The organism is Paraburkholderia youngii, from assembly GCF_013366925.1.
GTDB classification, from domain to species: Bacteria; Pseudomonadota; Gammaproteobacteria; order Burkholderiales; family Burkholderiaceae; genus Paraburkholderia; species Paraburkholderia youngii.
In genome coordinates, this window is record NZ_JAALDK010000001.1 from 4,244,593 (window position 1) to 4,259,529 (window position 14,937).

General features: G+C 64.1%; 12 protein-coding genes. 11 read left to right on the forward strand and 1 reads right to left on the reverse strand.

Features of this window, described 5'->3' with window-relative positions; genetic code table 11:
* Nucleotides 1-8 precede the first annotated feature (8 nt).
* The 10 genes from G5S42_RS19500 (at nt 9) to G5S42_RS19545 (ending at nt 11,154) form a co-directional block, all read left to right on the forward strand.
* Nucleotides 9-1,214 (forward strand): 1-deoxy-D-xylulose-5-phosphate reductoisomerase, encoded by a 1,206-nt coding sequence (locus G5S42_RS19500; protein ID WP_176108290.1) that lies wholly within the window; start codon nt 9-11, stop codon nt 1,212-1,214.
* Between the two features lie 7 nt (nt 1,215-1,221).
* On the forward strand, nt 1,222-2,616 hold the full coding sequence (rseP, locus tag G5S42_RS19505; protein ID WP_176108291.1) for an RIP metalloprotease RseP: 1,395 nt from the start codon (nt 1,222-1,224) through the stop codon (nt 2,614-2,616).
* A 67-nt stretch (nt 2,617-2,683) separates the two neighbouring features.
* On the forward strand, nt 2,684-4,996 hold the full coding sequence (gene bamA, locus G5S42_RS19510; protein WP_176108292.1) for an outer membrane protein assembly factor BamA: 2,313 nt from the start codon (nt 2,684-2,686) through the stop codon (nt 4,994-4,996).
* 89 nt (nt 4,997-5,085) lie between these two features.
* A complete protein-coding gene (locus G5S42_RS19515; RefSeq protein ID WP_026225318.1) occupies nt 5,086-5,607 on the forward strand; it encodes an OmpH/Skp family outer membrane protein in 522 nt (173 codons plus the stop codon).
* 85 nt (nt 5,608-5,692) lie between these two features.
* Nucleotides 5,693-6,805 (forward strand): UDP-3-O-(3-hydroxymyristoyl)glucosamine N-acyltransferase, encoded by a 1,113-nt coding sequence (gene lpxD / locus G5S42_RS19520; protein ID WP_176108293.1) that lies wholly within the window; start codon nt 5,693-5,695, stop codon nt 6,803-6,805.
* A gap of 185 nt (nt 6,806-6,990) precedes the next feature.
* Nucleotides 6,991-7,455, forward strand: a complete 465-nt coding sequence (gene fabZ, locus G5S42_RS19525; RefSeq protein ID WP_176108294.1) for a 3-hydroxyacyl-ACP dehydratase FabZ — start codon at nt 6,991-6,993, stop codon at nt 7,453-7,455.
* 97 nt (nt 7,456-7,552) lie between these two features.
* Nucleotides 7,553-8,341, forward strand: coding sequence for an acyl-ACP--UDP-N-acetylglucosamine O-acyltransferase (gene lpxA / locus G5S42_RS19530; protein WP_176108295.1), 789 nt, complete (start codon nt 7,553-7,555; stop codon nt 8,339-8,341).
* 3 nt (nt 8,342-8,344) lie between these two features.
* Complete coding sequence (gene lpxB / locus G5S42_RS19535) at nt 8,345-9,514, forward strand: lipid-A-disaccharide synthase (protein WP_176108296.1); 1,170 nt, start codon at nt 8,345-8,347, stop codon at nt 9,512-9,514.
* The gene (rnhB, locus tag G5S42_RS19540; RefSeq protein ID WP_176108297.1) at nt 9,511-10,260 is read left to right on the forward strand and encodes a ribonuclease HII; all 750 of its coding nucleotides are present in this window, start codon (nt 9,511-9,513) and stop codon (nt 10,258-10,260) included. The genes lpxB and rnhB overlap by 4 nt, the downstream gene beginning before the upstream one ends.
* Nucleotides 10,261-10,365: 105 nt before the next feature.
* A complete protein-coding gene (locus G5S42_RS19545) occupies nt 10,366-11,154 on the forward strand; it encodes a TrmH family RNA methyltransferase (protein ID WP_176108298.1) in 789 nt (262 codons plus the stop codon).
* Nucleotides 11,155-11,211: 57 nt separating this feature from the next.
* Here the strand turns inward: G5S42_RS19545 and ppsR are convergent, their stop codons facing one another.
* A complete protein-coding gene (ppsR, locus tag G5S42_RS19550; protein WP_176108299.1) occupies nt 11,212-12,027 on the reverse strand; it encodes a posphoenolpyruvate synthetase regulatory kinase/phosphorylase PpsR in 816 nt (271 codons plus the stop codon).
* A gap of 495 nt (nt 12,028-12,522) precedes the next feature.
* On the opposite strand from ppsR, the gene ppsA reads away from it, so the two are divergent.
* A complete protein-coding gene (gene ppsA / locus G5S42_RS19555; RefSeq protein WP_176108300.1) occupies nt 12,523-14,925 on the forward strand; it encodes a phosphoenolpyruvate synthase in 2,403 nt (800 codons plus the stop codon).
* The last annotated feature ends 12 nt before the right edge of the window (nt 14,926-14,937 follow it).

Here is a 14,937-nt window from a genome sequence, read left to right on the forward strand (position 1 = left end):
AAAGAGATATGCAAAAACGTCTGACATTGCTCGGTTCCACGGGCTCGATTGGAGACAGTACGCTCGACGTGGTCGCGCGCCATCCCGAGCGTTTTTCCATTTACGCGCTGAGCGCGCATCGCAACGGCGACAAGCTCGTCGAGCAATGCCTGCGCTTCGCGCCCGAAGTGGCGGTGGTCGGCGACGCCGACACGGCCGCGAAGGTCGCCGCGAAGCTGCGCGATGCGGGCAGCAAGACCGAGGTCACGTACGGGCCGCAGGCGCTCGTTGACGTCGCGAAGAGCGAGGGCTGCGACACGGTGGTCGCGGCGATCGTCGGCGCAGCGGGGCTCGCGCCCAGCCTCGCCGCGGCGCGCTCCGGCAAACGCATTCTGCTCGCGAACAAGGAAGCGCTGGTGATGTCCGGCGCGATCTTCATGGACGCGGTGCACGACAACGGCGCGGTCCTGCTGCCGGTCGACAGCGAACACAACGCGATTTTCCAATGCCTGCCGCGCGAAGCATCGCTGCATGGCGGCGTCTCGAAGATCATCCTGACCGCGTCGGGCGGCCCCTTCCGCACCCGCGAACCGGCCACGCTCGTCGACGTGACGCCTGACGAAGCCTGCAAGCATCCGAACTGGGTGATGGGCCGCAAGATCTCGGTCGACTCAGCGACGATGATGAACAAGGGCCTCGAAGTGATCGAGGCTCATTGGCTGTTCAATCTGCCCGGCGAGCGCATCGACGTGCTGATCCATCCGCAGAGCGTGATTCATTCGCTGGTGTCATACGCAGACGGCTCGGTGCTCGCGCAGCTCGGCAACCCCGACATGCGCACGCCGATCGCGCACGCACTCGCGTTTCCGGATCGCGTCGATTCCGGCGTCGCGCAGCTCGATCTCGCGGAGATTGCGTCGCTGTCGTTCGAAAAACCCGACTACGCGCGCTTCCCGTGCCTCGCGCTCGCGATGAAGGCGCTGGCCGAAGGCGGTGTCGCGAGCGCGGCGTTGAACGCCGCCAACGAGATCGCGGTGGAGGCGTTCCTCGCGCGCCGCATCGGCTTCATGGCGATTGCGCAGGTGGTCGACTCGGTGCTGAACGCATTACCGAACCGCAGCGCGCACGCGCTCGACGACGTCATCGAAGCGGACGCCGCGGCGCGCCGTGCTGCTACCGAATTCATCGCGCGTCTGCCCGACGGCGTCCGTCGCACGGAACGCGCCGTCCAGTGAGGCGTTTATGAATCTGCTGATCGAACTGCTCGCTTTCGCGGTTGCGATTGGCGTACTCGTGGTGGTCCACGAGTACGGGCACTACAGCGTCGCGCGTCTGTGCGGCGTGAAGGTGCTGCGTTTTTCGATTGGCTTCGGCAAGCCGCTGGTTCAGTGGGTCAGTCAGAAGACGGGCACCGAGTGGACGATTGCCGCGCTGCCGCTAGGCGGCTACGTGAAGATGCTCGACGAGCGCGAGGCCGGCCCCGGCTCGGTTGCCGACGCGGATCTGCCGCATGCGTTCAATCGCCAGTCGGTGTGGCGGCGCTTCGCGATCGTCGCGGCCGGTCCGGTCGCGAATTTCCTGCTTGCGATCGTGCTGTTCGCACTCGTGTTCGCCACTGGCGTGACCGAACCGGCGGCCGTGATCGCCACGCCCGCGCCGAATACACCCGCCGCGCTGGCGGGCTTCGAGGGCGGCGAGACGATCGTCGGTGTGCGCACCGGCCATAGCGACGAGACCGAGCCAGTGCGCTCGTGGTCGGATCTGCGCTGGAAGCTGCTCGGTGCCGCCTTCGATCAGCAGCGCATCGTGCTCAGTGCAAAAGACGCACACGGCACCTCCGATTTTCCGATGGACCTGCGCGGCATCGGCGAGAAAGACGTCGACGACGATCTGATGTCGCGCCTCGGCTTCGAGCCAGGTGGCGGCAAGCTGACGGTGGCCGGCGTACAGGCGGGCAGCGCCGCGCAGAAGGCGGGGCTCGTCGCGGGCGACCGGCTGCGCGCGATCAACGGTACGCCGACCGATAATGCCGCGGCCTTCATCGCCTTTGTAAAATCGCACGCCGGCGTGCCGGTCACGCTGCGGGTGGAGCGCGGCGGCCGCGGCGGACATACGGCGGGCGCGCTCGAAGAGATCACGATCGTGCCGCAACTGCAGCGCGATGCGGCGAGCGGGCAGCAGATCGGCCGCATCGGCGCAGAGCTGGCGACCCAGGTGCCGTCGATCGAAGTGCGCTACGGCCCGCTCGACAGCCTGCGCCTCGGCACGCGCCGCACGTGGGATCTCGCGGTGTACTCGGTGCGGATGTTTGGCCGGATGATCGTCGGTGAGGCATCGCTGAAGAACCTGTCCGGTCCGGTGACGATCGCCGACTACGCGGGAAAGAGCGCACGTCTGGGTCCTTCCGCGTTTTTGTCGTTCCTGGCCCTTGTCAGCATTAGCCTTGGCGTGCTGAACCTGCTACCAATTCCGGTATTGGACGGGGGTCATCTGTTATATTATTTGGTTGAAGCTGTGACCGGTAAAGTTGTCTCTGATCGCTGGCAACTCGTTTTTCAGAGGGCGGGTCTTGCCTGCATCGTCGCGTTGTCGGCGATTGCGCTGTTCAACGATCTGGCTCGTTTAATCCATTTTTAAAGTGTCCGGCGGCGTTCTCGAGGGCGGCCGCCAGGCCTGATGCAGCTATACACACTGGGGAAGCACGTTGTTCAAACCTCATCGCTTTGGTCCAAAGACGGTTATAGCCGCGGCGTTCGCCGCGCATGGGCTGGTTGCTCATGCAACGACGCCCTTCGTGGTGCAAGACATTCGCATTGAGGGATTGCAACGCGTCGAACCGGGTACGGTGTTCGCGTACCTGCCCATCAAACAAGGCGATACCTTTTCCGACGACAAGGCTTCTGAAGCGATTCGCGCGCTGTACGCGACGGGCTTCTTCAACGACGTCAAGATCGCAACCGAAGGCAACGTGGTGGTGGTGCAGGTGCAGGAGCGCCCGGCCATCGGCACGATCGACTTCGCCGGCATCCACGAGTTCGAAAAGGACAACCTGATCAAGGCGCTGCGCGCGGTCGGGCTGTCGCAAGGCCGCTACTTCGACAAGGCGCTGGTTGACAAGGCCGAGCAGGAACTGAAGCGCCAGTACCTGACGCGCGGTTTCTACGCGGCCGAAGTCACCACGACGATCACGCCGATCGACCGCAACCGCGTCGGCATCCTGTTTTCGGTGGCCGAAGGTCCGAGCGCGAAGATCCGCCAGATCAACTTCATCGGCAACAAGACCTTCAGCACCGGCACGCTGCGCGACGAAATGCAGTTGTCCACGCCGAACTGGTTCTCGTGGTACACCAAGAACGACCTGTACGCGAAAGACAAGCTCACCGGCGACCTCGAGAACCTTCGCTCGTTCTACCTGAATCGCGGCTTCCTCGAGTTCAGCATCGAATCGACCCAGGTGTCGATCTCGCCGGACAAGAAGGACATGTACCTGACCATCACGCTGCATGAAGGCCAGCCGTACACGATTTCGAACATCCGCCTCGCCGGCAATCTGCTCGACCGCGAAGCGGAGCTGAAGAAGCTCATCAAGATCAAGCCGGGCGACCGCTTCTCGGCCGAAAAGCTGCAAGCCACCACGAAGGCGATCGTCGACAAGCTCGGCGAATACGGTTACGCGTTCGCGACCGTCAATGCCCAGCCGCAGATCGACCAGAACAACCACACGGTGGACCTGACGCTGCAGGTCGACCCGAGCCGTCGCGTGTACGTGCGCCGCATCAACGTGGTCGGCAACACGCGCACGCGCGACGAAGTGGTGCGCCGCGAAATGCGCCAGCTCGAAAGCTCGTGGTTCGATTCGAACCGCCTCTCGCTGTCGAAGGACCGCATCAATCGTCTCGGCTACTTCACCGACGTCGACGTGACCACGGTGCCGGTCGAAGGCACGCCCGACCAGGTCGACATCGACGTGAAGGTCGCCGAAAAGCCGACCGGCGCGATTACGCTCGGTGCAGGTTTCTCGTCGACGGACAAGGTGGTGCTGTCGGCGGGTATCTCGCAGGACAACGTGTTCGGCTCCGGCACGAGCCTCGCGGTGAACATCAATACCGCGAAGACGTACCGTACGCTGACGGTCACGCAGGTCGACCCGTACTTCACGGTTGACGGCATCAAGCGGATCACCGACGTCTACTACCGTACGTACCAGCCGCTGTACTACTCGACCGATTCGAGCTTCAAGATCGTCACGATGGGCGGCGACCTGAAGTTCGGCATTCCGTTCTCCGAAGTCGATACCGTGTACTTCGGCGCGGGCTTCGAACAGAACCAGCTGGACGTCGATGCAAATACCCCGGCTTCGTATAAGCAATACGTGAATGACTTCGGCCGGGTGTCGAACAACGTGCCGCTTACGATTGGCTGGTCGCGCGATGCGCGCGACAGCGCGCTCGTGCCAAGCCGCGGCTACTTCACGCAGGCGAACGCAGAATACGGCACGCCGATCGGCGGTACCCAGTATTACAAGGCCGACATCAACGCGCAGTACTATTACTCGTTTGCGCGCGGCTTTGTGCTGGGCTTCAACTTCCAGGGCGGCTATGGTAACGGCCTTGCTGGCAAGCCTTATCCTATCTTCAAGAACTATTACGCGGGCGGTATCGGTTCGGTGCGTGGTTACGAGCCGAGCTCACTGGGTCCGCGTGACAAAACGACCGGCGACCCGATCGGCGGCTCGAAGCTGCTGGTGGGCAATATCGAGTTGACGTTCCCGCTGCCCGGGACCGGTTATGACCGGACGCTGCGTGTGTTCACCTTCCTGGACGCTGGTAACGTCTGGGCGGACGCGAGCACGGCAGCTACGTCGACTGGCGCGAACGGTCTGCGTTACGGCTACGGTGTGGGTCTCGCGTGGATCTCGCCGATCGGCCCGCTCAAGTTGAGCCTTGGCTTCCCGCTCACGAAGCACACGGGCGACCAGTATCAGAAGTTCCAGTTCCAGATCGGGACCGCGTTCTGATTGGGCGGCGGGCGCTCCCGGCGGCCGGCTGCGGCGGCGGGCGCTCCCGGCGGCGAGCCCGGCCAAACTACAGTATCGAGAGGATGACTTTGCTAACCGGTATGTTTTCGAAACGTGTAGCGTGCGCATTGGCGCTGGCAATGACCCTCGGGGTCGGCATGGCGCACGCGCAGGAGGCGAGAATCGCCGCGGTGAATTCCGACCGCATCCTGCGCGAATCGGCTGCGGCGAAAGCCGCGCAGCTGAAGCTCGAGGCCGAATTCGCGAAGCGGGACAAAGATCTCGCCGACATGGCGCAAAAGCTCAAGTCGATGTCCGATGCACTCGACAAGAATGGCGCGACAATGTCGGCGACCGATCGCGCGCAGAAGCAGCGCGACCTGTCGCAGCTCGACTCGGACTTCCAGCGCAAGCAGCGTGAGTTCCGCGAAGACCTGAACCAGCGCCGCAACGAGGAACTCGCGGCGGTGCTCGATCGCGCGAACAAGGTCATCAAGCAGATCGCCGAAACGCAGCACTACGATCTGATCGTGCAGGAAGCGGTGTATGTGAGCCCGCGCATCGATATCACCGATCAGGTGCTGAAGGCACTGGCGGCATCGGGCAACTAAGGGCAACCGAGGGCGGCGCACGGTCGCCCCGCGCGCGTTGGCGCGCGCCCTCGCAATGATTGAACAGGTTGGAGACAGGATAGGCATGGCATTTAAGCTCGAGGACATCGTCCAGCGGTTCGGCGGTGAGGTTGTCGGTAACGGGTCGCAGCGCGTGAGCAGTCTCGCGCCGCTCGACCAGGCAGGCCCGGACCAGTTGGCGTTCCTCGCCAATCCGAAATATCTGTCGCAAGTCGAAACGACCCGCGCCGGCGCGGTGCTGATCAATGCCGGCGACCTCGCGAAGCTCGCTTCACGCGAAGGTCGAAACTTCATCGTCACGCCGAATCCCTACGCTTACTTCGCGCGCATCGCGCAAACCTTTATCGAGCTCGCCGCGCCTAAGCCCGTCCCCGGCGTGCATCCGAGCGCAACCATCGATCCTTCCGCGCAGGTCGCCGCGAGCGCGGTGATCGGTCCGCGTGTGACCGTGGAAGCGGGCGCGGTGATCGGCGAGCATGCGCGGCTCGACGCCAACGTCGTGATCGGCCGCGGCACGCGTGTCGGCGCGAACGCGCATCTGTATCCGAACGTGACCGTGTACCACGGCTGCAAGCTCGGCGAGCGCGTGATCGTGCACGCGGGCGCGGTGATCGGCTCGGACGGCTTCGGCTTCGCGCCCGACTTCGTCGGCGAGGGCGACGCGCGCACCGGCAGCTGGGTGAAGATTCCGCAGGTCGGAGGCGTGTCGATCGCGAACGACGTCGAGATCGGCGCGAACACTACGATCGACCGCGGCGCGATGGCCGACACGATCATCGAGGAGTGCGTGAAGATCGACAACCTCGTGCAGATCGGCCACAACTGCAAGGTCGGCGCCTACACGGTGATCGCGGGCTGTGCGGGCATCGCGGGCAGCACGACCATCGGGCGTCACTGCATGATCGGCGGCGCGGTCGGCATTGCCGGACACGTGACGCTCGCCGATCACGTGATCGTCACCGCGAAGTCGGGCGTGTCGAAATCGCTGCTGAAACCCGGCATGTATACGAGTGCGTTCCCGGCCGTGAACCACGCGGACTGGAACAAGAGCGCCGCGCTGCTGCGCAATATCGACAAGCTTCGCGATCGCATCAAGGCGCTGGAGAGCGCCGCCGCCGACAAGGCCGGCAGTGCCACTGACGGCGCCGCAGGTCAACCCGCAGGCAACAAGATCTGACAGTTATCCCGGCGACCCACCGGCACCGCGTAAAATAGTGGTCGAGCATCATGAAGCAAAGCCGGTGGCCGTGACCGGGTGGCACGGCCACCGGTCAATCAAGGCACCGGTCGCGCGCGTTTTCAACCCACCTGCACCAGCATCCGCAGTCATCATCGCGCAGTCAATGCGTGAGCAGAAACACCATGAGCACCGAAAAAATCAATCTCGACATTCATAAGATTCTCACGCTGCTGCCGCATCGTTATCCGTTCCTGCTGGTCGACCGGGTGCTCGAACTCGAACCGCACAAGAGCATCAAAGCGTTGAAGAACGTGTCGATCAATGAGCCGTATTTCCAGGGACATTTCCCGACGCGGCCGGTGATGCCAGGCGTGCTGATCCTCGAAGCGCTCGCGCAGACCGCGGCGCTGCTGACGTTCTCGGAAGAGCCGAGCGATCCGTCGAACACGCTGTACCTGTTCGTCGGCATCGACAACGCGCGCTTCAAGCGCGTGGTGGAACCGGGCGATCAGCTGATCCTGAACTGCACGTTCGAGCGTCACATGCGCGGCATCTGGAAGTTCAAGGCGCGCGCCGAAGTGGATGGCGTCGTCGCGGCGGAAGCCGATCTGATGTGCGCGGTGCGCCACACGGACAAAGACGCGTAAAGCTGGCGTCCGGGCAGGTCGCGGCGTGGCACGGCAGGTGCGCGGCCCCGGCGGCAAGGCCATCCACACAACGCAACAGAATCAGAAGCGAGGACGCATGAGCAGGATCCATCCCACCGCGATCATCGAAGCGGGAGCGCAGCTCGACGAATCCGTCGAAGTCGGGCCCTATGCGGTGATCGGCGCACATGTGACGATCGGTGCGCGCAGCACGGTCGGCTCGCACAGCGTGATCGAAGGCTATACCACGATTGGCGAAGACAACCGCATCGGCCATTACGCATCGGTCGGCGGCCGTCCGCAAGACATGAAGTACCGGGACGAGCCGACCAGGCTCGTGATCGGCAACCGCAACACGATCCGCGAATTCACGACGATCCACACCGGCACGGTGCAGGATGCGGGCGTCACCACGCTTGGCGACGACAACTGGATCATGGCCTACGTGCACATCGGTCACGACTGCCACGTCGGCAGCAACGTGATCCTGTCGAGCAACGCGCAAATGGCCGGCCATGTGACGATCGGCGACCACGCGATCATCGGCGGCATGTCCGGCGTGCATCAGTTCGTGCGCATCGGCGCGCATGCGATGCTCGGCGGGGCGTCGGCGCTCGTGCAGGACGTGCCGCCCTATGTGATCGCCGCGGGCAACAAGGCCGAGCCGCACGGCATCAACGTCGAAGGGCTGCGCCGCCGCGGTTTCTCGGCTGACGCGATCTCGGTGCTGCGCTCCGCATATCGCGTGCTGTACAAGAACGGCCTGTCGCTCGAAGAAGCGAAGGTGCAATTGAAGGAACTCGGTTCGGCCGGCGGTGACGGCGACGCCCCGGTGCAGACGCTGCTCGCGTTCGTCGAAGCGTCGCAGCGCGGCATCATCCGCTAACCGATGACGTTGCAACCCAGTCCGCCGCGCATCGCGATGGTGGCCGGCGAGCCGTCCGGCGACCTGCTCGCCGCGTCGCTGCTCGACGGTCTCGCCAGCCGGCTGCCGGCCGCCACGCAGTACTACGGCATCGGCGGTCCGCGCATGATCGCCACCGGCTTCGACGCCCACTGGCCGATGGAAAAGCTGACGGTGCGCGGCTATGTCGAAGCACTGCGGCACATCCCCGAAATCCTCGGTATCCGCAACGAGCTCAAGCGTCAGCTGCTTGCCGAGCCGCCGTCCGTGTTCGTCGGCGTCGACGCGCCCGACTTCAACTTCGGGCTCGAGCATGCGCTGCGCGACGCCGGCATTCCGACCGTGCACTTCGTTTGCCCGTCCATCTGGGCGTGGCGTGGCGGGCGCATCAAGAAGATCGCCAAGGCGGTCGACCATATGATGTGCGTGTTCCCGTTCGAAACCGCGCTGCTCGAAAAGGCGGGCGTCGCGGCGTCGTACGTCGGGCATCCGCTGGCCGATCAGATCCCGCTCGAACCCGACACGCTCGGCGCGCGCCGCGCGCTCGGTCTGGCGGAAGGCGGGCCGGTGATCGCGGTGCTGCCGGGCAGCCGGCGCTCCGAGATCGACCTGATCGGCCCGACGTTCTTCGCGGCGATGGAGATGATGCAGCACCAGGAGCCCAGCGTGCGCTTCGTGATGCCGGCGGCGACGCCCGCGTTGCGCGCGCTCCTGCAGCCGCTCGTCGATGCGCACCCGGGCCTCGCGCTGACCATCATCGACGGCCAGTCGCAACTCGCGATGACCGCCGCCGACGCGATTCTCGTGAAGAGCGGCACCGTCACGCTGGAAGCCGCGCTGTTGAAAAAGCCGATGGTGATTTCGTACAAGGTGCCCTGGCTGACCGGTCAGATCATGCGCCGCCAGGGCTATCTGCCGTACGTCGGCCTGCCGAACATTCTAGCCGGGCGTTTCGTGGTGCCGGAGATCCTGCAGCACTTCGCGACGCCGCAGGCGCTCGCCGAGGCGACGCTGAAACAGTTGCGCGACGAAGCGAACCGGCGCACGCTGAAGGAAATCTTCACGGAGATGCACCACGTGCTCAAGCAGAACACCGCGCAGCGCGCGGCCGAAGTCGTGGCGAGCGTCGTCGAGCAACGGGCGGGGCGACCATGAACCCCCCGCGCGCGCCTCGCCGCAAGACCGCGGCCGCCGTTCGGGTGGTCGCGCAAGCCGGCCTGAACTTCGAGAGCGCCGACGACATCGTCTGCGGCGTCGACGAAGCAGGGCGCGGACCGCTGGCCGGACCGGTCGTCGCGGCGGCGGTGATTTTCGATCCCACCAAACCGATGATCCGCGGCCTCGACGATTCGAAGGCGCTCACCGCACTCAAGCGTGAAGCGCTGTACGACAAGATCGTCGATCGCGCGCTCGCGTATTGCATCGCATCGGCGACGGTCGAGGAAATTGATTCGCTGAACATCCTGCACGCCACCATGCTCGCGATGAAGCGCGCGGTCGAGGGCCTGTCGGTCGTGCCGACGCTCGTGAAGGTCGACGGCAACCGTTGCCCGACGCTCAGCATCCGTAGCGAGGCGGTGATCGGCGGCGACGCGCTCGTGAAGAGCATTTCGGCGGCGTCGATTCTCGCGAAGGTCGCGCGCGACCGCATGCTGCTCGAACTGCACGAGGCGTATCCCGTGTATGGCTTCGACGCGCATGCCGGCTACGGCACGCCGCAGCATCTCGCGGCGCTGCGCGACCATGGGCCGTGCGAGCATCATCGGCGCTCGTTCGCGCCGGTGCGCGAAGCGCATGTGCGGTTCGGCACAGGCGTGCCGTTGCCATCGGCGGACGCCGTCATCGTGGCCGACGCGCTGCTGCTCGACGACGATGTATTCGGCGACGCCGGCCTCGCGTGACTGACCGCATCCGCACGGCTCGAACGCGGTCCGCGCTCGAGCGCCGCTGATTTGCCACTGATTCGTCGCCGCTCCCATTTCCATTTCTTACCGCCTTCGCTGCCTGTGAAAGCCATCACCTCGCGGGACAATCCGCTCTACAAGCGCCTGAAGGCACTGGCCGGCTCGACGCATCAACAGCGCCGCAGCGGCCACGCGCTGCTCGAGGGCTTCCATCTCGCGAGCGCGTATCTCGACGTCGCCGGTCAGCCGGAGCTCTGCGTCGTCACCGACGACGCGCTGCGTCACGACGAAGCGCAGGCGATCGTTTCGCGCATCGACGAGCATCGGCTCGTGACGCTGCCCGATGCGTTATTCGGACAGTTGTCGAATGTCGTGCATGGCGTCGGAATTCTGCTGCTCGTCGAGAAGCTGGATGCGCCGCTGCCCGAGCGCGTCGAGCAAAACTGTCTGGTGCTCGACGGTGTGCAGGACGCGGGCAATGTCGGCTCGATTCTGCGCAGTGCGGCGGCCGCGGGGATTGAGCAGGTGTTCTGCGCGCCGGGCACCGCGTACGCGTGGTCGTCGAAGGTGCTGCGCTCGGGGATGGGCGCGCACTTCCTGTTGCAGATTCATGAGGATGTCGACGCGAGTGCGTTGATCGAACGTCTCGCGGTCCCGATCGTCATCACCGATTCGCACGGCGCCGAAGCGATTTATGACTGCGACCTGAGCAGGCCGCTTGCGTGGGTGTTCGGCAACGAAGGGGCGGGCGTGTCGCAGGTGTGGCGCGATGCCGTGTCGTTGCGGGTGACGATTCCGCAGCCTGGCGGCATGGAATCGCTGAACGTGGCGGCCGCGGCGGCCGTCTGCGTGTTCGAGCAGTGCCGGCAGCAGCGCGGCCGTAAAAAGTAGACGTCAGTGGCGTTGCGCGGGCGCTGGCCGGCAACGCTACGCCTGCTCGGCGGTCGCTCAATACGACGGCCGATCCAGCTTGATCTCCTGCAGGATCGTCGTCGCGATCTCCTCGATCGACTTGTGCGTCGACGACAGCCACTTGATCCCCTCACGCCGCATCATCGTTTCGGCTTCGTTGATCTCATAGCGGCAGTTTTCCGGCGCCGCATACTTGCTGCCCGGCCGCCGCTCGTTACGGATCTCCGACAACCGCTGCGGATCGATCGACAGCCCGAACATCTTCTGCCGGTGCTCGAGCAGCGGCGTCGGCAGCTTGCCGCGCTCGAAATCTTCGGGAATCAACGGATAGTTCGCCGCCTTCACGCCGTACTGCATCGCCAGATAAAGGCTCGTCGGCGTCTTGCCGCTGCGCGACACACCGACGAGGATCACGTCGGCGTCCGCGAGATTGCGGTTCGATTGACCGTCGTCGTGCGCGAGCGAGAAATTGATCGCCTCGATCCGGTTCTTGTACTCCTCGGTGTCCGCGTTCTGGTGGCCGCGGCCCATCGCGTGGCTCGACTTCAGCTCCAGTTCCTGTTCGAGCGGCTCGACGAAGGTCTGGAACATGTCGAGCACGAGCGCGTTCGAACCCTTGACGATCTGATTCGACGAGCTATCGACGAGCGTGGTGAACACGATCGGACGACGGCCGTCCTGCACGACCGCTTCGTTGATTTTTTCGAGCGTTGCATAGGCCTTCTCGGTCGAGTCGACGAATGGCACGCGGACCAGGCGGAATTTCTGGTCGAACTGGGAGAGGATCGAATGCGCGAAGGTTTCGGCAGTGATCCCGGTACCGTCTGAGACGATGAATACGGTGGGCGGCATCAGTGGGGCTGTGAACGTGAAAGGCAAATGGGCCAGCAAAGCGCGGCGCTGGAACGCGCTTGGATCAAACCGCGCAGCGGCGCGCGGCCGGCCTCGCAAAGCCGGCTGGCTGGGCCGGGGCGCGATTCGAGACGCAATTCTCGACCGACTGCCACATTTGGGGAGTCGGCACGGTAGAATAGCGGCAACCTGTTGGATAAGCAATTGCAGGCGATTGGCCGCTAAATTACCGCGAACGGTCGTTCAACCTCACGTCATCTGGCGTAGATATGCGTTGAACGTAAGAGATCGGGCGGTAAGTGCGTTGATTGGCGTTCTTCGCCGCCGCCGTCTCGGTCACGCTCGCGGCCGGCGTCTCCATGCAACGCATCTCTGCCTTAACGGCGATTGCTTATCTAACAGGTTGTGCAAGACACGGGGTCGAGCTTCCAATGGGCTGCCCGTGTTCAAGCCCACTTGCACAGTCGTGAATTTCTTTCACACTTAGGGGCTTGTATGACTAACGCAGTTACCGGCGCAAAGGACAAGGCGTATGTAGTTCCGTTCGAGCAGTTGCGGATGACCGACGTGGAAATCGTCGGCGGCAAGAACGCGTCGCTGGGCGAGATGATCAGCCAGCTCGCTGAAGCCGGCGTGCGCGTGCCGACCGGCTTCGCGACCACCGCGCTCGCGTTCCGTGACTTCCTGCAGCACAACAATCTGACCGAACGCATCGCCAAACGTCTCGAGACGCTCGACGTCGACGACGTGAAGGCGCTCGCCGAAGCGGGCAAGGAGATCCGTCAATGGATCGTCGACGCGCCGCTGCAGCCGCAGCTCGAGGCTGACATTCGCGCGGGGTTCGACACGCTGCAAAAGAGCTCGCCCGAAGAGCTCTCGTTTGCCGTGCGTTCGTCCGCGACCGCGGAAGACCTGCCCGACGCATCGTTCGCCGGTCAGCAGGAAAGCTATCTGAACGTGGTCGGCATCGACGACGTGCTCGATCGCATGAAGCACGTATTCGCGTCGCTGTACAACGACCGCGCTATCTCCTATCGCGTCCACAAGGGCTTTACGCATGCTGAGGTCGCGTTGTCGGCGGGCGTGCAGCGCATGGTGCGCTCGGACGTCGGCGCCGCCGGCGTGATGTTCACGCTGGATACCGAATCGGGCTTCAAGGACGCCGTCTTCATCACGTCGAGCTATGGCCTCGGCGAAACCGTCGTGCAGGGCGCGGTGAATCCGGACGAGTTCTACGTCTTCAAGACCACGCTCGCGCAGGGCAAGTACCCGATCATCCGCCGCTCGATCGGCTCGAAGCTGATCAAGATGGAGTTCACGAAGCCGGGCGAGCCGGGCCGCGTGAAGACCGTCGACGTCGCGCACGAGCAGCGCAACCGTTTCTCGATCACCGACGAAGACGTGATCGAACTCGCGAAGTACGCGGTCATCATCGAAAAGCACTACCAGCGTCCGATGGACATCGAGTGGGGCAAGGACGGCCGCGACGGCAAGATCTTCATCCTACAGGCGCGTCCGGAAACGGTGAAGAGCCAGGGCGGCGGCAAGGCCGAGCAGCGCTTCAAGCTGAAGGGCCAGTCGAACGTGCTGGCAACGGGCCGTGCGATCGGTCAGAAGATCGGCGCGGGTCCGGTGCGCGTGATCCATGATCCGTCGGAGATGGACCGCGTGCAGCCGGGTGACGTGCTCGTCGCCGACATGACCGACCCGAACTGGGAGCCGGTCATGAAGCGTGCGTCGGCGATCGTCACGAACCGTGGTGGCCGCACCTGCCACGCGGCGATCATCGCGCGTGAGCTGGGCGTGCCGGCGGTGGTCGGCTGCGGCGACGCGACCGACGTGCTGAAGGACGGCGCGCTCGTCACCGTATCGTGCGCGGAAGGCGACGAAGGCAAGATCTACGACGGCCTGCTCGAAACGGAAGTCACCGAAGTGCAGCGCGGCGAATTGCCGCCGATTCCGGTGAAGATCATGATGAACGTCGGCAATCCGCAGCTCGCGTTCGACTTCTCGCAACTGCCGAACGCAGGCGTGGGTCTCGCGCGTCTCGAGTTCATCATCAACAACAACATCGGCGTGCACCCGAAGGCGATCCTCGAGTACCCCAACGTCGATCAGGACCTGAAGAAAGCGGTCGAAAGCGTCGCTCGCGGTCACGCGTCGCCGCGCGCGTTCTACGTCGACAAGCTGACCGAAGGCATCGCGACGATCGCGGCGGCGTTCTATCCGAAGCCCGTCATCGTGCGTATGTCGGACTTCAAGTCGAACGAGTACAAGAAGCTGATCGGCGGTTCGCGCTACGAGCCGGACGAGGAAAACCCGATGCTGGGCTTCCGCGGCGCATCGCGCTATATCGCCGAAGACTTCGCCGAGGCGTTCCAGATGGAATGCGTCGCGCTGAAGAAGGTGCGTGAAGAGATGGGCCTCGACAACGTCGAGATCATGGTGCCGTTCGTGCGTACGCTGAAGCAGGCGGAGCGCGTTGTCGGGCTGCTCGCAAAGTTCGGCCTGAAGCGCGGCGAGAAGGGCCTGCGCCTGATCATGATGTGCGAAGTGCCGTCGAACGCGATCCTTGCCGAAGAGTTCCTGCAGTACTTCGACGGTTTCTCGATCGGCTCGAACGACCTGACGCAACTCACGCTCGGCCTCGACCGCGACTCGGGCATGGAACTGCTCGCCGTCGATTTCGACGAGCGCGATCCGGCGGTCAAGTTCATGTTGAAGCGCGCAATCGAAACCTGTCTGCGTCTGGACAAGTACGTCGGTATCTGCGGTCAGGGTCCTTCGGATCACCCGGACTTCGCGCAGTGGCTGACGGACGAAGGCATCAAGTCGATCTCGCTGAACCCCGACACGATCATCGATACGTGGCAGCAGCTGGCAAAGGCAAAGGCGTAACTCGCGAGGTAT